The organism is Halanaerobium praevalens DSM 2228 (genome assembly GCF_000165465.1).
Lineage (GTDB): Bacteria > Bacillota > Halanaerobiia > Halanaerobiales > Halanaerobiaceae > Halanaerobium > Halanaerobium praevalens.
Window position 1 is genome coordinate 388,305 of the sequence record NC_017455.1, and the last position, 23,877, is coordinate 412,181.

General features: G+C 28.5%; 21 protein-coding genes. All 21 read left to right on the plus strand.

Annotated features, from left to right (window positions below; all coding sequences use genetic code 11):
* The first annotated feature begins 44 nt into the window (after nucleotides 1–44).
* The 21 genes from HPRAE_RS01710 (at nucleotide 45) to HPRAE_RS01805 (ending at nucleotide 23,873) form a co-directional block, all read left to right on the plus strand.
* Complete coding sequence (locus HPRAE_RS01710; RefSeq protein WP_014552525.1) at nucleotides 45–1,184, plus strand: O-antigen polymerase; 1,140 nt, start codon at nucleotides 45–47, stop codon at nucleotides 1,182–1,184.
* 486 nt (nucleotides 1,185–1,670) lie between these two features.
* Nucleotides 1,671–2,720 (plus strand): IS30 family transposase, encoded by a 1,050-nt coding sequence (locus tag HPRAE_RS01715; RefSeq protein WP_014552526.1) that lies wholly within the window; start codon nucleotides 1,671–1,673, stop codon nucleotides 2,718–2,720.
* Nucleotides 2,721–2,939: 219 nt separating this feature from the next.
* Entirely contained in the window at nucleotides 2,940–3,893 is a 954-nt protein-coding gene (locus HPRAE_RS01720; RefSeq protein ID WP_014552527.1) for an NAD-dependent epimerase/dehydratase family protein, read from the plus strand.
* Nucleotides 3,894–4,365: 472 nt separating this feature from the next.
* Complete coding sequence (locus HPRAE_RS01725) at nucleotides 4,366–5,460, plus strand: glycosyltransferase (protein WP_014552528.1); 1,095 nt, start codon at nucleotides 4,366–4,368, stop codon at nucleotides 5,458–5,460.
* Nucleotides 5,461–6,570, plus strand: coding sequence for a glycosyltransferase (locus HPRAE_RS01730; protein ID WP_014552529.1), 1,110 nt, complete (start codon nucleotides 5,461–5,463; stop codon nucleotides 6,568–6,570).
* Between the two features lie 28 nt (nucleotides 6,571–6,598).
* Nucleotides 6,599–7,675, plus strand: coding sequence for a mannose-1-phosphate guanylyltransferase (locus tag HPRAE_RS01735; protein WP_014552530.1), 1,077 nt, complete (start codon nucleotides 6,599–6,601; stop codon nucleotides 7,673–7,675).
* Nucleotides 7,676–8,017: 342 nt separating this feature from the next.
* Complete coding sequence (locus HPRAE_RS01740; protein ID WP_014552531.1) at nucleotides 8,018–8,452, plus strand: hypothetical protein; 435 nt, start codon at nucleotides 8,018–8,020, stop codon at nucleotides 8,450–8,452.
* 1 nt (nucleotide 8,453) lies between these two features.
* Complete coding sequence (locus HPRAE_RS01745) at nucleotides 8,454–9,866, plus strand: hypothetical protein (RefSeq protein ID WP_014552532.1); 1,413 nt, start codon at nucleotides 8,454–8,456, stop codon at nucleotides 9,864–9,866.
* Nucleotides 9,866–10,480 carry a dCTP deaminase gene (gene dcd, locus HPRAE_RS01750; protein WP_014552533.1) on the plus strand — a complete coding sequence of 205 codons (615 nt, stop codon included), beginning with the start codon at nucleotides 9,866–9,868 and terminating at the stop codon, nucleotides 10,478–10,480. The genes HPRAE_RS01745 and dcd overlap by 1 nt, the downstream gene beginning before the upstream one ends.
* Before the next feature lie 47 nt (nucleotides 10,481–10,527).
* Nucleotides 10,528–10,749: a hypothetical protein gene (locus HPRAE_RS01755; RefSeq protein ID WP_014552534.1), complete on the plus strand. Its 222-nt coding sequence runs from the start codon at nucleotides 10,528–10,530 to the stop codon at nucleotides 10,747–10,749.
* A complete protein-coding gene (locus tag HPRAE_RS01760; protein WP_014552535.1) occupies nucleotides 10,742–10,969 on the plus strand; it encodes a hypothetical protein in 228 nt (75 codons plus the stop codon). The genes HPRAE_RS01755 and HPRAE_RS01760 overlap by 8 nt, the downstream gene beginning before the upstream one ends.
* A gap of 372 nt (nucleotides 10,970–11,341) precedes the next feature.
* The gene (locus HPRAE_RS01765; RefSeq protein ID WP_014552536.1) at nucleotides 11,342–11,659 is read left to right on the plus strand and encodes a hypothetical protein; all 318 of its coding nucleotides are present in this window, start codon (nucleotides 11,342–11,344) and stop codon (nucleotides 11,657–11,659) included.
* A 31-nt stretch (nucleotides 11,660–11,690) separates the two neighbouring features.
* On the plus strand, nucleotides 11,691–14,108 hold the full coding sequence (locus tag HPRAE_RS01770; RefSeq protein ID WP_014552537.1) for a UvrD-helicase domain-containing protein: 2,418 nt from the start codon (nucleotides 11,691–11,693) through the stop codon (nucleotides 14,106–14,108).
* Between the two features lie 390 nt (nucleotides 14,109–14,498).
* Complete coding sequence (locus tag HPRAE_RS01775) at nucleotides 14,499–15,866, plus strand: sugar transferase (protein WP_014552539.1); 1,368 nt, start codon at nucleotides 14,499–14,501, stop codon at nucleotides 15,864–15,866.
* 88 nt (nucleotides 15,867–15,954) lie between these two features.
* Nucleotides 15,955–16,866: an SDR family oxidoreductase gene (locus tag HPRAE_RS01780; protein WP_014552540.1), complete on the plus strand. Its 912-nt coding sequence runs from the start codon at nucleotides 15,955–15,957 to the stop codon at nucleotides 16,864–16,866.
* A gap of 12 nt (nucleotides 16,867–16,878) precedes the next feature.
* Nucleotides 16,879–17,178 (plus strand): hypothetical protein, encoded by a 300-nt coding sequence (locus tag HPRAE_RS01785; RefSeq protein ID WP_014552541.1) that lies wholly within the window; start codon nucleotides 16,879–16,881, stop codon nucleotides 17,176–17,178.
* A 274-nt stretch (nucleotides 17,179–17,452) separates the two neighbouring features.
* Nucleotides 17,453–18,019, plus strand: coding sequence for a phosphodiesterase (yfcE, locus tag HPRAE_RS01790; RefSeq protein ID WP_014552542.1), 567 nt, complete (start codon nucleotides 17,453–17,455; stop codon nucleotides 18,017–18,019).
* Nucleotides 18,020–18,089: 70 nt separating this feature from the next.
* Nucleotides 18,090–20,909: an ankyrin repeat domain-containing protein gene (locus tag HPRAE_RS01795; protein WP_014552543.1), complete on the plus strand. Its 2,820-nt coding sequence runs from the start codon at nucleotides 18,090–18,092 to the stop codon at nucleotides 20,907–20,909.
* 79 nt (nucleotides 20,910–20,988) lie between these two features.
* Entirely contained in the window at nucleotides 20,989–21,621 is a 633-nt protein-coding gene (locus HPRAE_RS01800; protein ID WP_014552544.1) for a flavodoxin family protein, read from the plus strand.
* Between the two features lie 451 nt (nucleotides 21,622–22,072).
* Nucleotides 22,073–22,213 (plus strand): hypothetical protein, encoded by a 141-nt coding sequence (locus tag HPRAE_RS11155; protein WP_014552545.1) that lies wholly within the window; start codon nucleotides 22,073–22,075, stop codon nucleotides 22,211–22,213.
* Between the two features lie 223 nt (nucleotides 22,214–22,436).
* Complete coding sequence (locus HPRAE_RS01805; protein WP_014552546.1) at nucleotides 22,437–23,873, plus strand: aminoacyl-histidine dipeptidase; 1,437 nt, start codon at nucleotides 22,437–22,439, stop codon at nucleotides 23,871–23,873.
* Nucleotides 23,874–23,877 lie beyond the last annotated feature (4 nt).

Genomic DNA, 23,877 nt, shown 5'->3' on the forward strand with positions numbered 1-23,877 from the left:
ACATAAAATTAGGTATTATTAAGTTGAGGCGGTAATTTAAATTCATGACTACTAAAAAAAAATCAATTAATCTAAAATATAATAATTTAAAATTAGGTGAAATTTATCCTTCGGATATTATAATAACTTTAATATTTTGTCTTATATTTATTTCGCAATATATGGGTGTAGGAAAAGTTTATTATCAACTTTCTCTAATAATCTTAGTTTTTTTTCTTTATTTTTTCAATAATAAAATGATTAATTTTATATTTAAAAAAAATAATTTTTTCTTATTTTTTTTAATTTTTTCTATCCCGATTGTTGTTTTAATTACTATTATTGATAAACGATTAGGTCCTTTATTTTTTTTAATTAATTTTTTATCTTCAATTATATTGGCAATTTTTTTATATATTAAAACAGAAAGATCAATAAAATTGTCTAAAAGAATATTTTTATTTTTGGTTATCTGGTTTATATTTGAAGGATTACAACATGGTTTTTCACCAAAAAATATTAATCATTATTTTTTAAACTCTTCTAGAAATTCTGTTAGTATGATTTTTATTTTTTCTTGCATATTCTTATATTTAAGTTATCTAAATGGCAACAAAAATATTAGTTTGTTACCAAGTATTGTATTATTAATAATAGCATTTATGTCGTATGGAAGATCTGGGATTATTTTGTCAGCTGTTATTTTTATTTCAATATGGGTTTATATTAATTTTGATAATTTGAGCTCATTAAAATTGACTTTGTTTTTTATTTGTTCAATTTTGATGTTATTTTTACTTATTAATCTTGGTTCTTATATATTTACAAACACAAGATTAAGTGCAGGATTAGAATCTCCAAGATTTTTAATTAATGAAGCTTATTTTAACGAAATAGATATTGTTAATTTAATTGTTGGATTTGATTATAGAAAAATATCTATAATATCCCAATATAACAATAATCCACATAATTCATTTATACTTTTGCATTATAATATTGGATTGGGTAGCATTTTTTTATTAGTAGTTATTTTGATATATTTTATAAAAGGCCTAATAAATTATTCATTAAAAAATATATTAATAATTATATTTTGTTTAGTTTTTTTATTAAGAGTTTTTTTTGATACTATTGCTTTTATAGGTATATATGATTTTTTATTTTTTTACAGTTTATTAAGTATTAATAGACAATTAGTCTAGGTGAGTGATATATGTCACTTAAGAGAATCAAAGAAAAATTTGAAGTTTATATACTCTAATTAAAAAATATCAACAAGAACTATTAATGGTAAATGTTTCTGTATTTGAAATAAAGAAAATTATAATATAAAGACATAAATTGAAAAGATATAATAGATTATCGAGAAATAGTTTATTATTTTAAATTATATATCGCCCAAAGAAGTGTATATTTTTTACTTTTCTATTATCTAATAGGAAATCCTAGATCTATATTAGAATTTTTGTCTATATGTAAGCCTATTATAATAACTGATAATCCAGGCAGTAAATAAACATAGTGATGTATGGTAAAAATTGATTTATGATAATAATTAAAGATTAGCCTAATTGTATAATTAACTTGAACTAATTAAAAAAAATCAATAAAAAATGCCCATAGTGGCACAAACTGTAATATAATTATTTATACCACTAAATAAAAAACATTACAGGATGGTGCACACTATGGACTACTTAAATGATACACCAAAATCTCTAAAAAATAAACACCTAAATGCTTTTGAACGCGGCCAAATTAAATTATTACATTCTGAAGGTCTCTCACCTTATGCCATTGGTAAACGCCTAGGTAGAGCTTATAACACAATTAGAAATGAATTAAAAAGGGGCACAGTTTCTCAAATCAAAGCTAATAAAACCGTTGATATTTACTTCCCTGATGTTGGGCAAAGAGTTTATGAAGAAAATCGTAAAAACTGTGGACCAAAGTTTAAACTTCTAAAATGTGAAGAATTCATTGAATATGTCATAGATGAATTCTATGAAGAAGATCATTCACTTGACTCTATTCGCGGCGCAGCTAAACGGCATAATAAATTCCCAGATTCAGAGATGGTCTGTACCAAAACTCTCTATAATTATATAGATGCTGGACTGCTTGAGATTAAAAATATTGATTTACCCTTGAAACTAAAACGATCTTCAAAATCCAATCGTGTTAAACAGAATAAAAAGAAACTGGGTACCAGCATTGATGAAAGACCTGAAAGCGTTAATGACCGCAATGAATTTGGCCACTGCGAAATTGATACTGTAATTGGTAAAAAGACTAAAGATGAAGCAGCTCTACTTACTATGATAGAACGAACAACTCGCTCACAAATCATTCGTAAGATTGCTGACAAAACATCTTATTCAGACCAGGAAACAATGACAAAGCTAATTAAAGAAACTGGAGAGCTTTTTTCCAAAGTCTTTAAAAGTATTACTAGTGACAATGGTTCTGAATTCTCAGAGCTAGCAAATATAGAAGAAATGGCTGACACAAAAGTTTATTACACTCACCCATATTCATCCTGGGAGAGAGGCACAAATGAACGTCATAATGGCTTGATAAGAAGATTTATACCTAAAGGTAGAAGCATAAATGACTTCTCAATTGAAGCTATTGCTAGAATTCAAAATTGGTGTAATAATTTGCCAAGAAAAATCTTAGGATATTTAACACCTAATGAAGCTTTTGAAGATCAGCTAAGACAAATTATATACAATTAAAATTATTACAGTTTGAAATTAGTTCAATTTAACATTGCAATTTAAGTAATTAAAGATTATTCAGTTTTAGCAAATAAAATGAAATACTTTAATTAGAATAAAAAAGTAATAATTGAGATGAATAAGGAAATAAAGATTTTGGCAGAAGAAAGGTATGTAAACAAGGTTAAATAGAAAATTATAGAAAATATGAATTTGTAATTTCATGGGGGAATGTTAATGAAGTCATTAATAACAGGTGCAGCAGGTTTCATTGGGTCAACTTTAACAGAAAAACTACTTAAAGAAGGACATCAGGTTATTGGTGTTGATTGTTTTATTGATTATTATGATCGTTCTTTAAAAGAAAATAATATGAGTTCATTTATTGATCATGAGAATTTTACTTTAATTGAATATAATATAAATGAACTTGATTTAAAATCTTTATTAAAAGATGTAGATTATATATTTCATCAGGCTGCGCAGGCGGGTGTAAGATCAAGTTGGGGCGAAGACTTTGAGATTTATACTCATAACAATATAATGGGAACTCAAAGACTACTGGAAGCAGCAAGAGGGAGTAATATTAAAAAGTTTGTTTATGCTTCTTCTTCTTCAGTATATGGTGATACAGATAAACTGCCTATGAAAGAAACAAATAGATTACAGCCAGTTTCTCCTTATGGAGTTTCTAAATTAGCAGGAGAGAATTTATGTTATTTATATTATAAGAATTTTAATGTACCAACAGTGTCATTGAGATATTTCACTGTTTTTGGAGAAAGACAGAGACCGGATATGGCCTTTCATATTTTCATTAAAGCTATTTTGCAGGATAAGAAACTAACTATTTTTGGTGATGGTAAACAATCAAGAAATTTTACTCATGTAGATGATATAGTAAAAGCCAATATCTTAGCTGCAGAAAGCGATGTTGAAGGAGAAAATTTTAATATTGGAGGAGATGGTAAGAGAGTAGTTTTAAATGATGCTATAAGTTTAATGGAAAAAATTATAGGGAAAAAAGCAAACAGAGAGTATCAGAAAGTTGTCAAAGGTGATGTAAAGCATACTTCTGCTGATACATCAAAAGCTAAAAAACTATTAAATTACGAAGCTGAAATTAAGTTTGAGAATGGATTAGAAAGAGAAATTAATTCTTTAAAGAATTTATATAGCAAATTATATTAAAAACTATAGATAATTAATATTACAGAGATGATATAGAGTTATTAAACTTAGTATATTATCTATTAGAAATAGTTTTCATTAATTTATATGCCAAAAAATGATGCTATTTTATTTTTGAGTACAGTAATAAATTTGATGAAAACAAAATTAGATTTTATAATTATAATATTTCTGAATCTCTTAAGAAGATAAAGTTTATTTATTGAAATTTCAAGATTAAAAAAATACTTATATAAATATGAATTTGGGAAGAACCAAAAACCGTATTATTAAACTCAAATTACAAACAGTAGTGGCGTGGCATATACTTAAAATTGAGTCATTTAAATATGATTTAATTAAGAAAAAGAACTTATGTTATAAAAAAGAGAATTTTCTGCGATCTTTAATAATAAAGATCTTAAATTTAATTATAATAATGCTGATAAAAAAATTCAAAATTTATTAATTAAGATAGAGGTGTTTTCAATTAATGAAAAGTATAATGTTTTTAGTTCCCTATTTATTCCTAGGAGGGGCTGAAACTCAATTTAGAAATTTAATAAAAGGTTTAGCTAAAAAAAATTATCAAATAACTGTTTTTGTTTTATTGAAAGAAGAAAAAAATTTTTTAGAAAATTTTGATAATGTACAGATTAAATTCATTGGATTTAAATTTAATAAAAAGTATAAAAATAATTTCTTAAAACTGGTATCTTATTTATTTAATTATTTATATGTTTCATTATTTTTTCTTTTTCATTTTTTATTTAATAAATATGACTTAGTTATATCTTATAGTATGATATTAACCCCATTTATTCCTATATTAAAATTATTCAATAAAAAATTAATTTACTCTGTGAGAACTGCAAGTGATAAATTGTATAATCGAAAATATCTTTCATTTCTATATAATATAGCAGATATAATAACTTGTAATAGTCCTACAACTGAAGAAATATTAAAAGATTTGGGAGTGAATAATGTAAAAACTATTCTAAATGGTGTTAATTTTAATGATAAGAGTAATGTTTCTATAAAAAAAAACAAAAATATTGAAGACATCTATATAATTGCTCGAATACATCCAATAAAAAATCAGCTAGTAGCTTTAAAAGCATTAAAAGCAATGAAGAACAGAAAAATATTCTTGGTAGGTAGTGTAACAGATACAAAATATTATAATCAATTATTAGAATATATAAATAAAAACAATCTCAAAGATAGAGTTTTTTTTGAAGGCTTTGTAAAAAATATTTCTGAAGTTTATAGAAAAGCTGATCTAATAATATTACCATCTTATGAAGAAGGGTTACCAAATGTTATTTTAGAATCTTTTTTATATAAGAGATATTGTATAGCTTCTAATATTTCAGCTAATAAGTTCATTTTGTCTGGAAGAGGCGGGTTATTTAATCCTGACAATTATAAAGAGTTAGTTGAAGAAATAATTAATTTTGAAAATAAAACTAAAAATGAAAAAAAGAATATTTTATTAGAAAACCATTATTTTTTAAAGAATAAATTTTCGATTAAGAGATTAGTAAATGAATATGAAAGTTTATTTAAAGAGGATGAGTTATAGATGAAAGTATTACAAATCAATAAATTATATTATCCTTTTACAGGAGGAGTAGAACAAGTTGCTTATGATATTAGCAATGAATTAGGTAAAAGAGTAGATATGAATGTATTAGTTGCTAACGACAAATTTAAGAAAAGTAGGGAATTAATAAACGGAGCTAATGTTACCCGTTCAGCTAGTATAGGTAGATATTTTTCGATGCCTGTTGCTCCCAAATTTCCATTAGAGTTAAAAAAAATTAATGCTGATATTTTTCATTATCATTTACCATTTCCGTTAGGGGTAGTTTCAGATTTAATGGTTAATCCTAATGGTAAAAAAATTGTGACCTGGCACAGTGATATTGTTAAACAAAAAAATATCTTAAAATTTTATAAGCCATTTTTAAATAAATTTTTAAATAAAGTAGATAAAATTGTTACAACTTCTCCCAATATGATTGAGAATTCTCCTTTTTTGCAAGAATATAAAAATAAATGTAAAGTCATTCCTTTAGGCATAAATCCTCAAGATTTTGAGTTAACTAATTATATTAAAGGAAAAAAAGAAGAAATAAAAAAAACATATAAGGAACCAATAATATTCTTTGTTGGTCGTTTAGTTTATTATAAGGGAATTGAAGTTTTAATAAGGGCTATGGAAAATATCGATGCACAATTATTAATTGGTGGTACAGGGCCTCTGGAAGATGAATTAAAAAATTTAGTTAATTCTTTGGATTTGAATGATAATATAGAGTTTTTAGGTTTTGTTAAAGATAAAGACTTAGCTGCATATTATCATGCAAGTGATTTCTTTGTTTTACCTTCAGTTGCTTCAAGTGAAGCTTTTGGAATTGTACAGTTAGAAGCCCAGGCCTGTGGGAAACCTGTTATATCAACTAATCTACTTACTGGAGTTCCATATGCAAATAAAGACCAGGAAACAGGAATAGTTGTGGAACCAAATTCAATAGAGGAGTTACATAAAGCAATACAAAGATTGCTAAATGATGATTCTCTAAGAAGTAATTTAGGAGAAAATGCCAAAAAGCGTGTCAATGAAAAGTTTACTATAAAAAAAATGGGAGAAGCATATTTTGATTTGTATAATGAATTATTGAATCAGTAATTTTTTATTTAATCGGAGTTGATTTCAAATGCTAACAGCACTAATTATGGCTGGAGGAGAAGGAACAAGGTTCTGGCCTTTAAGTAGAAAAGATAACCCTAAACAATTTTTAAAATTAAATGATGACCAAAAAACAATGCTGCAGGAGACTGTAGAAAGAATAAAAGAACTTGTGCCTATTGAACAGGTCTTTATAGCTACCAATGCAGCTTATCAGGAAGCTATTAAAAAGCAGCTGGATGGAATACCTTTAGAAAATATAATAGTAGAACCAATGAAAAGAAACACAGCTGCCTGTATAGGACTTTCTTCAGTAGTCATAGAAAATAAATATCCTGGTTCAACAATGATTGTTTTACCTGCAGATCATTTAATCAAAGATGAAAAGAAATTTATTGATATTTTATCTAAAGCAGTAATGACAGCTGCAACCGGCAAAAATCTTGTTACCTTAGGTATTAAACCAACTCATCCAGAAACAGGTTATGGATATATTCATTATGGTAATCACTTACATACGATAGATGGAGATCAGGTATTTGAAGTTCAAAACTTTACTGAAAAACCTGATTTAGATACTGCTAAAGAATTTCTAGAAGCTGGTAATTATCTCTGGAACAGCGGTATGTTTATCTGGCAGCTGGACAGTATCCTATATAATATAGAAAAACATCTACCTGAGATGTATGAGTCTTTATTAAAGATACAAAAGGCTTTAGGAACAGATGCAGAAAAGAAAGTTATTAAAAATGAATTTGAACAGATAGAAAGTGTATCTATAGACTATGGAATCATGGAAAGGGCAGATGATATCTTTGTTATTCCTTCTTCTTTTGGCTGGGATGATTTAGGCAGCTGGCCGGCTCTGGAGAGAGTCAAAAAGGTAGATGATGATGGTAATGTTGTAATTGGTAAACATTACGGTATAGACACTACTAATTCTATTATTCATAGTCCAAACAAGGTAGTAACTACCATTGGACTTGATGAGGTAGTTATTGTGGATACAGAGGATGCTATTTTAATCTGTGATAAAAAGCGGGCGCAGGAAGTTAAAGAGATCAGAAATATTCTGGCTGAAGATGGTCTGGAAGATTGTTTATAAGACAATAGTTGCCGGGTACCATCCGATATATTCAAAGCTCTGCAGAATAAAATATTAGTTTGGACTACTACTCTCATTGGGGTTATAAAATTCTGATGAGAGTTTTTTTATTTCACTTCAACACAATATCCACTAAGTTGCAGTTCATGTTTTTATCCTGCAATAATCGGGAATTTTAGTTTGCAACTTCCGGGAATACTAATTTGCAATTCCCGGTAATTTTAGTATACAACAAATAATAATAATCTAAATTAAGTTTAAAAAAAACCAAATAAATATAAAGGATTTATTACCTGCTCATAGAATTATTAAATATAGGTAAAAAGAAGGGGTTGATTAATTATGTTAATGGATTACAGTCAAAAACAGGAGAATTCTTTATTTGATTTATCTCTATCACTGACCTTTAATAAAATTATTAAAAGTTTAACTAAAGAAAAAGATAGCAAAGACAAAAATTATGATCTTACTATTAGTTTTTTTGAAGTTATTCTTGACTTCTGTAATAAACAGTTTAGTGAATTAAATAATGAGTTCTCAGGTGCTGATGCATTTTCTATATTTACTTCTGCACTAAATAATATGGACATAAAAGTTGAAACTATTGATGATGTTTTAAAAGAAGCTGAAAAGTACCATAATTATTTAATCTCATTTAAACGGGAAAGATCACTTGAACCTGGAGAAATGAATGAACTAATCAAATTATTAGAAGAAATAAATAATCAGTTAAACCGTAAGCTGGAAAGCAATCAAATGAACAGTTGGGGTTATTAATATGATCATCTCTAAAGAAGAATATTTAAATAATTTGTTAGATTCTTTTTGCAAGTATGAAGAAAAGTTGAATATTTTGAGCAATAAGGCCTATCCTTCAGATATAGTAAAAAAGTTTATTGAAAATGATCTTAAGATGATAATTACTGAATTTAAGAAAATAGCTCATAATGATCTTAAAAACAATGAAGATTTTTTTAGTGACAAAACTATCCTGGCTAATAACATCTGGGATCAAGGTCATTTACAAAGGATAGCAAAGGTGGTAGCTAATACAGATTTTAAATCACACCCCTTAGAAATAATGAATGTTTTTAGAGATTTGATTAAAGATATCGAAAAGAATGATTTTGAAATCTTAACAATTCCTAGAGAAGAAATGAACTTTTCTTTTAGTGAAATCTGGTTTAAATTAAAAATGTTTTTAGAAAAAGAGTTAAATATGACTGGTTTTACAGTAAATAAAAAATTTATCAAGTTAACTTTTCCCCAAAACCATAAAAACAATTTACTGCTTTCTGGAATATTTTTTCATGAAATAGGCCATTATTTGGTTGAAGAGAATAATTTTGCTGACAAGATATTTCAAAAAATAAATTTTAATAGTGATGACTTTTTAAGCCTAAGGAGATGTGTTTATGCTAATAACGGTAATCAGCTTGGGCAGGTGGAATTAGTTAATATTTTCAGACGATATTATTTAATAAACTGGATAAAAGAATTATTATCTGATATATTAGCTGTTTATACAGTCGGACCGGGTTTTGTTTTTTCTATGTTTGATTTTGTGATAAATAACACTAGTATAAATAATTTTTATAATGAAAATTTAAGCAATGCTTGCTCTGTATCACATCCTCGTTTTAGCTTTAGGTTTAATCTAATGGTAAAAGCGCTAAAAGAACTTAAAATATACAATGAGCTGCCCGAATTATTAAAAACTAAAATTAAATCCTATACAGATGCTTATGCTAATAGTAATAATCAGCAGCAAAACAGATCAGGGAATATTAGAATTAATAATATTAATTATACGGTTCAGGAAAGCAAATTTATGTTTCAAAAATTAGAAAATATAATAAATGATTTAATTCCTCATATGTTAGCTGAATCAAAACAGTTATTGGGAGTAAGAAACATTATAAGTAAAAACAAATTAAACCAGGCTGAAAAACTTGCTGAACAAAGAATCAAAGAAGTTATCCCACCAAATGAATTTAATAATACTGCTGCTGCACCAATTGCAATAATAAATTCTGGTTGGTATGCTAAATTCCTATATAAAAATTCATTAAAGAAAAGAGTTGGAAAAATAGATGGTAAAAATGGGGATTATGATTTAAATCTTTTAATAAATGATTTGATGAAGTATTCACTAAGAACCAGTAGAATCCAGCGGAGGTGGCAGGATTAATGTCAATTATCTCAAAGGAAAAAATTAATAATTCATTGACTTCAAAAGCTGAAAACAGCTTAACTATTACTCCAATTCTTGATAGTGAAAAACAAATTGGTGAAAGTACAATTGATTTAAGGCTGGGAACCAAGTTTGAAGTCGATATGCGGACACGAAAGCCATTTTTCGATCCTTTAAGTGATAAAAGGCCAATTGAAACTTTTTTTCAGGATACTTACCGCAATTTTGGTGAAAAATTCATATTATATCCCCAGCAGCTGGTACTTGCTTCAACATTCGAATATGTCAAACTACCCGATGATTTATTTGGAATAGTTTTTACTCGTTCTTCCTGGAACAGATTGGGTTTAAATATTTCTTCTGTTTTACAGTCTGGATATGCTGGAGTAATTAATTTAGAGTTAGTTAATAATTCTTCTAATCCGATCGCATTATATCCAGGCTTGAGAATTGTGCAATTGATTTTATTTTCTGTAGATGGTGAAAAAAGAGAAGCTTATTATAGGGATTCTATTTCTAAATATGTTGCTAATTCTGATCCGGATTTATCGAGTATTTCTGAGGATGAAGATCTTCAAGTATTGAAAAATAAGTTTCCGATTAATTCTTGATTTTTGATTAAATAATACTGTTCTTTAAAAAATTAAATAATCGAATATTGATAAAATTTCTTTCAGGTGATTATTTTGTTTTATCAGCTCTATTAGCACAGGATAAAAATTTAGATATAATTATCAACTCTGTATTAAAAACTGAGATTGATTTAGAAAATACTTCTATTCTAGTTCTCACTTCTGATGAGGATTTGAAATTATATAATAATTATCTTGATAAAGAATCTATAGTCGAAGTAAGAAAAGGGAGGGTTGATGATGGATAGTTTAACAGAATTAAAACAAAATGAAGATCTGGTTATTAATTCAAAGAAGATAGAAGAGGAAATTGGTGCATATTTTGATAATATTTCTAAAGAGGATTTAATAAGAGATTTAAATGAAGCTGGGATTGAGGTTCAGGATACGGGGAAGAATTATGTGCCTGTTGTTGATGCCTATATTTGCAAAAAAATTATACATTTTTTTAAGTTAAAAATCGATTGACTCTTTTCTTTAGCTGATTATAATGAGAATAACAGAAATCATAGGGTAATAATTAAGAAAAATACTTGAGCTATATTATTTCCTCATATTAGAAGAATTATAAGTCATATGACTTTAGAAATGCAGGTTTGACCTGTACAAATGCCGCCAATGAATATAAATCATTTTTTTGATGGGGAAAAAGAGGACAATTAAATATTAGTTTAGGCTACTACTCTCACTAGGATTACTAAAATTTTTTGTGGGAATTTTTTGTGTATTATTGTCGAAAATCTTGCAGGTTAACACTAAATCAAATATAATTAAGTTTAACTAATAAAGGAAAATTTTACTTAAATTAATAAAATTAATCTTTTAAGAAAGGATGAATTTATGGAACTTTTCGCTTGGTCCAGCCCAATATTATTTTTCTTAAGTTTGATTGCATTATTGAGAGGAAAATTATTATTTATTAAAAGTCGAAAGTTTGCTTTATTTATATTGATTATTGCTGCTTATGTGATTCCACTTATTGTCGTTACATATATGCCAGAATCAAGACAGGAGATAAAAATTTTTGAAATAAACTATAAATTTTTTGAAGCTTCAATGAGAGTGCAATTTAAGGTAGCACTTCTTTTATTATTATATGGATTTTTAAAATTAAATTTTAAGGATGTATTGTTATTTAACTTTTTCAAAAGACTATAACTATTAATATATTGAGGGATGAGAAAAATACATGATAATAAGAATAATAAAAGCAATCATCAACCTATTTAAGCGAAAATCAAAAAGAAAAATTGAATTAGAAAAAGAAAAAGAATACATAGAAAATCAGATTAAAAAATATCATGATCTTTTTCATAACTATGGAGAATATCCTTTAAATAGGAAACAGCAGGAAGCTGTTGTTAAAAATCAAAGGTATAATCAGGTGATTGCAGCTGCAGGAACAGGGAAGACTACAGTTTTAGCTTACAGAATTAAATATTTAATCGAAGAAGGTATTGAGCCCGCAAGAATATTAGCAATTACTTATTCAAATAAAGCAGCAGAAGAGATGCAGATTAGACTTAAGGAAAAATTTAATATTACTGAGGTCAATGTAAATACTATTCACTCTTTTGCCAACAGTATAGTTAAGGAAGAAAGTAATTATAAGCTTTCTACAGTTGATCCGAATGATATTACCAACATAGTTGAAGAAGGATATAATCAGTTTTTAAATTCTAGTCAGGAGTTCAGAGGATATTTTTACAAATTTTTAAGCCATCAGGATGATGAATATCTTGATGAAGCTGATTTTGAAGAAAAAACAGAATATCTTGCTGCAATGAGAACAAAAAAATATGAAACTCTTAAAGGAGAAAAAGTAAGATCAAGGGCTGAAAAAGCTATAGCAGATTTTTTCTTTTTATATAACATTAAATATCGGTACGAAAAAATTGCTGACTGGGCTGATAAAAGCGATGACAAAGTTGTCTATCAGCCTGATTTTTGTTTGCCGGAATATGATATTTATCTTGAGCACTTAGGAGTAAATAGAAAGAATGAGGTTCCAGAATGGTTTGAGTGGAGCTCTGAAGAATATTTAGCCAAAAGGAAATGGGCACAAGCTCAATTTAAAAAACATAACAAGACTTTGTTAGAAACTTTTGATTATGATTACCAGGAAGGTAATTTAGAAGCTATTTTAAAAGAAAAATTAAAAAGAAATAGAGTTAAGCTTAAAAAGAGAAATTTCGAAGAATTTCTGGATGCTGTAAATGATGTTAATAGCTACACTTTACTTGATGATTATAAAAAGTTTATTAATACTGCTAAAACAAATAATGTAAAAGTTGATCAAATTGAAGCTTTATTAACACGAGGTTTTGAAAAACAGTATTACTTTGCTAAAAGTGCAGCTATGTTATATCAGTATTATGAAGATTATCTAGAAGAAAACAGGAAAATTGACTTTAATGATATGATATATAAGGCAGCTGCTATTCTAAAGGAAAATCTTCGAAAATATCAAAAGCGATATGATCACCTGTTAGTTGATGAATTTCAGGATGTGTCTCTGGGTCATATTGAAATCATTAAACAATTTTTTGAGGAGGACTCTAAAGTTAAATTATTTTGTGTTGGAGATGACTGGCAAAGTATTTATTCTTTTCAGGGCTCTGACCCAAAGTACTTTATAGATTTTGAAAAATATTTTGGTAAAGCTGCTAAAACTTATCTTGTTGATAATTATCGCTGTCCTAAATCAGTACTTGAAGCTGGTAATTCTTTAATAGATAATAACAAACATAAAATTGAGAAAAAAGTTAAGGCGAATAATCCAGCAGAAACTATTCCTAAATTACATATTTTATCAGATAGTAATCGTTATAAACATCGAGTAACAAATTATACAGTTAATCTAGTTAAGAAATATCTATCTGATGAAAATGAACCAAAAGATATAATGATAATCTGTCGCTATGATGGAGCAGCACCTTTTCTGGAATCAATAAAAGAAAAACTTAAAGAAGATGAAATTTCTTATATTGGCAAAGGTGATGACTATTATAATGCGGAAAGTAATAGTCAGAGGCCGGAAAATGCTGTTTCAATCTTTTCAGTACATCAATCCAAAGGTCGAGAAGCAGATAATGTTATTTTATTACATATGGTAAAAGATGATAACTTTAGTTTCCCAACAGTAGACAAGGAAAGCAAATTAATTGAGCCGGTTAAACTTAATAAAATTAATCATTTAGAAGAAGAAAGGCGGCTTTTTTATGTAGCAATAACCAGAGCAAGCAAAAATCTTGATATTTTAACTCAATCAAATAATATGTCACCATTTGTTAAGGAAATTGAAAGTCATCTTGAAAAAGCTGAAAGCCTAAATCTTTCCAACATTCAAAAGAATAAAGGTTTTGATTTAACAGCTAAAATCTACAGGCTCTGGGATTCAAATAGTGATAAAATCAGGCAGCGCGGGATGCTGGAGACCAGAACAGAGGAAATAATTCATTTTCTTGCCTGGGAAAGCTGTGACTTAAAAGAGTTAGAAGAAAATATATGGTATAAACTAAGAAATTTAAAACTAAAAGAATATCAAGGTAAGAAACAAATTCAATTTACTGCAAAGACAGAAATAGTTGAACTTTACCAGGAATGATTTAAAAATTTAATGTTAAAATAGATCATTTATATTTTTACATAAGAGAGGGAGTGATTACATTGGAAATAAGTGAGGTTTTAGAATTTATTGAAGGTTTGACAATTGGTTATAATAAAGATACTGGTGAACGTGTTATTAATAAGGAGAAAAATTTTCAGCTCATAGAATCATTAAAATAAGCTGAAAAAATAATACAAAAATAAAAAAGCGTTTAGAAAAAAGAAAAATCTTCCCAGAAGTAGGCTGGGACCCCTGGTTTAAATATTTTTTCAAACCGCTATTTTGACGAATCTATTGAATTCCGCCCTGAGATAAAGTATAATAATAAATGAATATGTGCTAAAATTTTGCAGTTGCAGTAGATTGTTTTACAAACAGGGGGATACTATGAAGACTAGAGAGTTAATTATTAATTCAATTAGAATTATAGGAGATATTATTTTTGTTAATTTAGCCTTTTTACTTACTTTTAAAATCCGTTTTGGAGCTTCTATACCTGCTCAAAACTATAAAGCTTACATAGAATTAGTACCTTACATTTCTATTTTTGCAGTGCTTTTATTTCAGATGTATAATCTTTACAGCAATCAATTAAAAAGAAGAATAGATGAGATATTTTATACCTTTATTCCAGCAAGCTTTATTATGGTCTTATTTGTAGGAACAGTAAGCTATCTTACCCATTCTTTAGCGTTTCCGCGTTCAGTCTTTTTTATTTCTTTTCCGGTGCTTTTTGTAACTATGGTTGCCTGGCGTTATCTTACCTTAGCTTGTGAGCGTCTAGTTTCTAAAAAAGAAGAAATAATTATTGTGGGGAGAGGTGAAAATACTGCCAAATTAATTAAAAACATAGCACATTCGATGCACAAAAGCTATAATATCAAGAATGTTATAATTGATAAGTCCGATTATCTTAATGATTTAAATTACATAGAATTTAATCTTTTTAGTAAATTTGATAATTTGGAAGTCAGTTTAATGGAAATGGATGCCGATATAATTTTTATTGCTTCTGATCTAAGTGAAGAAGAGAAAAAATCAGCCTTTTATGCAGCTTTGGAAAAAGACTGGGAAGTTTCTTTAGTGCCAGAATTTTATGAGATTATGCTCTCTGGGTCCAGACTTGAGCAGATTGGAGAAATGCCAGTCTTCGAAATTATACCTCCTCATAAATCCATTGGTTTTTTCTTTAAGAGAATGATAGATATAACCCTCTCTACTATTGGATTGCTTTTGAGTTTGCCTTTAACTCTACCTGCTGCAGCAACAGTTAAATTAGGTAGTAAGGGCCCTCTATTTTTTACCCAAGAACGGGTTAGTCGCCGCGGGGAAAAATTTGAAGTTTACAAATTTAGGACTATGGTTAATAATGCTGAAAAGAATACAGGTCCTGTTTTAGCTAGGAAAAATGATAGTCGAGTCACAAAAGTAGGAAAGTTTTTGAGAAAGACCAGGATAGATGAGATACCACAGCTGCTTAATGTTTTAAAAGGTGATATGAGTCTAGTTGGTCCAAGACCAGAAAGACCGCATTTTGTCGGCCAGTTTGAAAAAGAAATACCACATTATAAATACCGCCATTATATTAAAACAGGGATTACAGGTTTAGCTCAGGTTTATGGTTATTATGATACTGATGCCGAAGATAAACTCAGGATGGACCTCTTATATGCAAATAAGCGCTCTTTTATCTTCGATTTGAAGATTTTATTAGAAACTTTAAAAGTTATTTTTATGGGACATAAGGCAAATTAAGAAAAATTATAATATAAATTTATCACCCGGTGCTAATATTCTGCAGCAGCGGGTATTTTATTAGACAGATTAAGGGAGTTGAATTTTAATGAAGGTATTAGTTACAGGTGGAGCAGGTTTTATCGGCTCCAATATAGTAGATGCTTTAGTTGAAAAAGGACATAAGGTAATAGTAGTAGATAATTTAAGTTCAGGTAAAAAAGAAAATTTGAATGATCAGGTTGAGTTTTATCAGCTGGATATTAGAGAGCAAAAACTGGCTGAAGTTTTTGAAAAAAATGAGATCACTCATGTAATTCATCATGCAGCTCAGATAGATGTTCAGCATTCGATTAAAGATCCGCTCTATGATGCTCAAAATAACATTTTAGGAACAATTAATCTTTTAGAGTGCTGTAGGAATAACAATGTGCAGAAAATTATTTATGCCTCTTCTGCTGCCGTCTACGGCGAACCAAATTATTTACCTATTGATGAAGAACATCCAATTAAAGCAATGTCACCTTATGGAATCAGTAAACATACTCCAGAGCATTACATAAAAATGTACAGTGAACTTTATGACCTTAAATATACAATTTTCCGTTATGCCAATATCTACGGACCACGCCAGGATCCAAAAGGAGAAGGCGGCGTAGTCTCTATTTTTGTCGATCAGATGCTGGCAGAAGAAAGACCGATAATCTTTGGTGATGGAAAACAGACGAGAGACTTTATTCATGTTTTTGATATAGTTAAGGCAAACTTAATGGCACTTAAGCAGGGAGATAATGTTTTGGTTAATATTAGTACTGAAAGCAGAGATAGTGTCAAGGATCTGGTAGCTTACTTAAATCAAATTCTTCCCTATAAATTGGATGCTATTTATGAGGAAGTACGTCAGGGAGATATCCGCCATTCTTCTTTAGCAAATAGAAAAGCAGAAGAGCTTTTAGGCTGGACTCCAGATTATGATTTTAGAGCCGGGCTGGAACAGACAGTTGAGTATTATTCAAAATAAGGATGAATATAAGTGAGTTTATTAAAAGGCAAATTTCAGCAGCAGGGATATTTAACCCGGGAACAGTTAAAAGAATATGCTAAAATTCAGAATATATCTTATCAGTTAGTAAAAAAAGTTCTCTCAGATCTGGGAATAAAGATTTATGATATTAAACCTGGTGAGAGAACAAACAAGACTGACAAGGGATATGAAAAATGTGTTTTATGCGGCAAAAAAACTGAGATAAAAAGCAGTCATCCAATTTCAGATAGAGATTATTATGAAAAAGGAGTAGGACAGCTTTGCAGAGAATGTTATCAGGATTTATAAATACTATTTTAAAAACCTTTCAAAATTAAATATAACAAAACACACTTCCTCTTTTTGAACTAGATTAATTTTATTTTAGTTTAAAAGAGGATTTTTTATTCTCTAATAATTAACAAGAGCCATTTTTATTACAAGAATGAAATAACTAACTATTTTGATGTCTTTTTATTGGGTAGCTTTTTATTTATCACTAACATAATTATTTAATTTTTTTCCAAATTTAAGCTTGTAAATCAGCTTAAAATCAGATAATCTAGTTGGAGGAGGAGATATTATGAATTTTATAGTAATCAGTGATTCTCATGGGAGTTTAAGCAGTTGGAAAAAAGCTGAAACTTACTTTACTGAGGCAGATATGATTTTACATGCAGGAGATATCCTGTATCATGGAGCCCGTAATCCTCTACCAGTTGGTTATGACACTAAGGGTTTAGTTGAACACTTAAATAAAATTGATTATAATTTATTAGCTGTTAAAGGCAATGTTGATGCACTTGTAGATGACTGGGTTTTACCTTATCCACTGCCAGAGTTTTCTCTCATAGAAGATAATGGTCTGCGGATTGTAATTTATCATGGTTATCAACATCAGACTGATGCAGAAAGAGCAGAGTTTGCCAAAAAATTTGGAGCTCAAATGCTAATTTATGGTCATACACATTTGCCGCAGCTAAAAAAAGAAGCTGGGGTAATACTTTTAAATCCAGGCAGTATTGCCTTACCCAAACAAAAATCTAAAGTACCAACTTTAGCCAAGATTAAAAATGGTCAACTATCAATTTTGAATTTAAATAATGGCCAGGTTATAAAATCCGAAAAATATTTAAAAAAAGAAAAATAAATTATAAAAGGAGGCGCCGTTAGTCTAAAATAATTTTGAGTTAATTTATTTTAAGCAGCGGCATTAGAATATGAATTTTTTTGAAGAATTAAATAAAAAACTAAAAAAACCACCAGGATATGACAAAACAAAAGCAAAAAAAGAAAAGAAAAATAAGCAAAAAACTTTAGCTGATTATTTAGCTGAAGCAGACCTTGAAAATATAAAAAAAATAATAAATAAAGAAAATATTAATCAAAAGTTAGTTGATTCAATTTATGGGGAAATGAGACCTTTAACTTATTATTTAAAGCATTGTCCTGAAAATATTAAAGTATTAAAGTACTTATTTTCTTTGAAAGCAGATCCTAATTTAGTTAAAATTAAATTTACTGAAAATGTTTTAGAAGCGATAAGAGATAAAAGTATAAATACTATTAAATTATTTATTAAAAATGGAATTGAAATTCAGCAAAATGTTGGCGGTGATTTTTTTAACAAAAGTCTTTTGACTCATTTTGTAGAACAAAATAGAGATCAAAAAGAAATACAAATTCTGCTTAATCTTGGAGCTGATTGCCTGGCAGAAGAGGATAAAAACATCTTTGCTTTAGCATTAGAAAAAGATTTAAGTACTCTTTATTTATTATTAGAAAATGAAATTAACTTTAAGCAGAGCTTAGAATTTGCTTATACTTTAGTTAAAAATCAGACTTTAGATATTACAGATAAAGTAATTATTTTAGCTGATCTAATAGATAAATATCAGCCAGACTTAAATCAACGTTTGCAGGGTAAAATGGGTGGAGAGCAATTACCATTAATTAGTATAGCTTATAATCAAAAAGAGAAAGCAATAGTACAACTATTAATTGAAAAAGGCTTTGATTTTAAGTCTATTGCTCATAATCTAAGTAAAATGTTTAAAGCCGAGGAATTAAAACATTGCCAAGATTTATTACTAGAGTCTGGTTTAATTAGCGAAAACTTTTTCAAATGGGATTATTCTTACCAAGAGTTTAAAGCATATATTGAAACTCAACACAACTTAAATGACAAACTAATCTTAATTCCTATTTTTGCTAGCAATAAATTAACTAATCAGCAAAAAAGAGAATTAACTAAAAAAGCTTTTGCCAAAAATGCTAATCCAGATGAAGTTAATTCCGAATTCGAAGTAGATGAGAGAGTTAATATGCTTTATATTTTGGCAAATAGTCCCTATTTTACTGATCAAAAATGGTTTATAGATTTATTTATTGACCAGGGTGCTAGTATTGATTTTAATAATAACTCAGCTATTTTGCCTGCTATTTGGAATAATAATGCTGCTGTTTTAGAACAATTATTAGAGGCAGGAGCAGATCTAAACAAGGATCTTTTAGATCGATCAAATTTGATTTATGCTTTTTATATTGAAGATTCTAACTTAAATACCAGCCAAAAAAGAATAAAAATCTTTGATTTGATTGCAAAATATAATTTAGATTTAAAAACTGCTGATTATAAATTAAATGACTTGGGTCACCAAATTTTAAATAAAAGTATTGAAAAAGAAGATTATGCTTTTGCAGAACACTTTTTAGATCAAACTGAACCATATAAGTTAGACTTTCAAAAGATAATCTTTAGAATCATGCAAGTCTTAAGTAATTATCAAGCTTGTGAGCTATTAATTAAGATTTTAGCTAGACTTGAAGATTTAAATTTCTATTCAACTTATAACAATGGAGACCGAGGCACATTTATTTATCAACTTGCATTTAATCATTTCGATGCTAAAAACACTTATCAAAAACAGTATGGATTTAAATTATTAGAAGCAGCTTTAAAGCTTGGTGCTGATCCAAATCTTGTTTATTATAATAAAGATAAAGAAAATGATAAAATGTTTAGAGATACCTCTACTTTATTAGGGATAGTAATGAATAGATATGATGATAATCGAAAGCTAGTTAGGCTGCTCTTAAAATATGGAGCTGATTATAAAACAAAAACTAGCCGCATGCAGGAAAGTGTAACTTTTAATTTAGTTCACCGAAATGTAGAAATGACTGAAGAAATGAGGGTTAAATATTTAGATTTATTTTGGGAATATGATGGAATCGAGCTTGAGGAAAGAAATAATCTAAATTCAACTCCTTTAATAGCTTGTGCTCAGGGTTGTCATCCAGAGGCTTTGAGTTGGTTAATTGCAAAAGGAGCTGAAATAAATGTGCGAGGTGGTTTTGATGATTCACCTCCAATCCATAAAGCTATTTCTAATCACAGTGATTATTCTCCTGCAAATAGAGCTAAAACTGTAGAAATTTTACTAAATGCAGGTGCAGATATTGAAGCTTTTGATTCAGATGATTTTAATCCATTAATGAATGCTGCTTATTATGGCTGTAATAGTGTAGTTCAGCTTCTATTAGAAAAAGGAGCAGATGTCAATGCCGTTAATAAGGCTGGCTTAACTGCTGCTCATTGTGCTGTCTTAGGTGACAGTGCTTATGACTATGATTATGGTAAGAGTAAAACTAATATCTTAAGAAAATTAAAAGAGTATGGAGCAGACTTAAACTTAGCTGATTTGAATGGAAAATCACCTTTAGTATATTCTTTACTGCATAATAAAAGAGAAATCTTTTTAGCTCTGTTAGAACTGGGGGCAGATCCTAATCAAAAAGATGCAGCTGGAAAAACACCTTTAATGATTGCTGTCGAAGCTTGCCAGTTATATTATATTAAAAATTTATGGAATTTAACTGCTGATTTTAATCACTTAGATAATAATGGTGAGGATTTATTTATTAAAGCAGCTAATCGGTATGATGAAAAAGAGGGGAAAATGATTATTCAAAAACTGAAGGAAAAAGGTTTAAGACCAGTTAATTTAAAAATTAATAAGGATTTACCAATTCAATAAATTTAATTAAGTCAAGATTGTAAATTTTATTTTATTGTAATTAAACAGTTTGAATATTAATTAAAGAAAGGGTGGAAAAATGAAAGTAGTTGCTTTTAATGGTAGTCCAAACTCAGAAGGGAATACTTATCATGCCTTAAAAATTATGGAGACTGAGCTGGAAAAAGAAAATATTGATTTTAAAATAATTCAAGTTGGAAATAAGAAAATTAGAGGATGTCTTGCTTGTCGAAACTGTTTTAAAACTCAATCAGAGCGCTGTATTATTGATGATGAAGTGAATGTTTGGATTCAAAAAATAAAAAAAGCTGAGGGAGTTATTTTTGGCTCTCCAGTTCATTATGGCTCAATTGCTGGAACTATGAAGTCTTTTTTAGATAGAGCATCTTTTGTAGCAAGTGTAAATGGTATGTTATTTAGACATAAGGTTGGGGTACCAGTTGTAGCTGTTAGAAGAACTGGAGGCTTAACAACTTTTAATCAGTTAAGTAATTATCTTAATTATACTGAAATGATGGTTCCAACTTCAAATTATTGGAATGTTATTCACGGCTCTCAGCCTGGTGAAGCTTTAAAAGATAGAGAAGGAAAACAAATTATGAGGGTTTTAGCTAAGAATATGGCTTATTTAATGAAATTAATTAAATTTGGTGAAAACAAGATAGAAGTACCAGAACAAGAATCTAAAGAATTTATGAATTTTATACGTTGAATTTAAAAAGAGCTACCAGCTGGTAGCTCTTTTTATTTATAATAATTATTTTTCATTTTCAATGAACTCAATTAATCGTTTGTAAAAATTTATATCACTTGTTTTCATTCCTTTTAGTTTTTAAAGATAAAAAAGAGAAAAATACCTCTAACTTTGTCGAATTATTGTAAATAGTACAAAAAATTTGAAAATGTCTTGACAAAGCCGAAAAACATAACTATAATGAAATAGAAATGTGATATCTAAATTAGTTTTAAAACTAAATTTTTTTGGCTTTTCTGCAATAATCTTATTTTTATTTAATGAAGCTAAAATAATTAATTTCATTATTAACAAAATATATCACAAAAATATTAAAAAGCTGCTTAATAGTCTAATTATTTCGGTTGCAAATGAGAGAATTTTCAAATAATATTCAAAAATCTTATTTATAACTTTGGAGGAATCTCTTGTGTCAGAAAATTTAAGCAAAAAACAGGAAGAGATAGCAGAGTTTAAACCTGGAGATAAAATTTATAAGTTGTTTAGTCATAAAGAAGTAATTATTAGAGGTAAAAAAGATAATTTTATTATCAAAGTCGAAAAAAAGTAAAAAATTAGTTATTCTGGGGCCATGGGCCGGGAAGAGTACGAGCACTTTCTCGGCCTGTTTTTTTATGCTGATTTAAGTTGATCAATCTGCTCTATAATCAATTGTTTTGGTTAATGTGATTTGTGACTAAAATTACTATTAAGGAGTAAATTTTTCTTACCATGTTAATTAAGTTAAAATTTAAATTTTAACTTATTATAAAAATCTAAGGAGGGAAATTAAAATGAAAAATGTAAAAGAAATTGAGCCAAAAGAGGTTTTTAATTGGTTTTATGAGTTAAATCAAATTCCAAGGTGTTCTGGTCAAGAAAAAGAAGTTAGTGATTTTTTAGTTGACTTTGCCCAAACAAGAGATTTAGAAGTACATCAAGATGAAATTTATAATGTAATTATTAAAAAACCAGGAACTAAAGGTTATGAAAATGCTGATCCAGTTATTATTCAGGGCCATATGGATATGGTTTGTGTTAAAGGTGAAGCTAGTGATCACGACTTTAGTTCAGATCCAATTGAAATGATTGTTGAAGATGACTTTTTAAAAGCTAATAATACCACTTTAGGAGCAGATGATGGGATTGCAGTAGCCTATGCTTTAGCAATTCTGGCTAGCGATGATTTGAAACATCCTCCTTTAGAAGTTTTAATTACTACAAATGAAGAAACAGGAATGGATGGAGTTCATGGTTTAGAAAATACTCATTTAAGTGGAAAAACACTTTTGAATATTGACTCAGAAGAAGAAGGAACCTTTTTAGTTAGTTGTGCTGGTGGAGCCACTAAATTAACAAAGTTTGCTTTAGAAAAAGAAGATGCAGCAAGTGAAGGCCTTAAAATAAGTATTTCTGGACTTAAAGGTGGTCACTCAGGTATGGAAATTATCAAACAGCGGGCAAATGCTATTAAATTAATGGGAAGAATTTTAGATAAATGCCGCCGTGAATCTGAAATAAAAATTGGTCAAATTACTGGTGGAATTAAACATAATGCTATTCCAAGTAATGCGCGAGTAGAGTTGGTAGCTGAAAATATCGAGGACATAAAAACTTTAATTGAGGAATTTGCAGTTAAATTAAAAGCAGAATATAGTGTGGAAGATCCTAATTTAAAAATTGAAGTTAATCAAGCTCAAATTGATAAAGTATATACTTCAAAATTAACAGAAAATTTAATTGATTTTCTAATGTTAACTCCTGATGGAGTCCAATATATGTCCAAGAATATAGAGGGTCTTGTTAAAACTAGTTTAACTAATGCAATTATTGAAGAAAAAGAAGATATTATTCAGATAACTAGCTCAGTTAGATCTGCTTCTAATAGTTCTTTAAGAGAAATTTTGAATGTATTAGAAGTTGTAGCTAAAAGATCAGGAGCTGAAATAGAAGAAGAAGGAAATTACCCAGCTTGGCAGTTTAATGATCAATCTGAAATTAAAGATAAAGCTTTAGCAGTTTATCAAGATCTTTTCGAAAAAGATGCTGAAGTAACAGCCATTCATGCTGGACTTGAATGTGGTTTGTTAAAAGAAATTTTACCTGAAACTGAAATGATTAGTTTTGGACCTAACCTATATGATGTCCACACTGAAAATGAGCACTTAAGCATTCCTTCAGCTCAAAGAATCTGGAAATTTCTCACAGCTTTACTCGCAGAATTAAAATAATAAA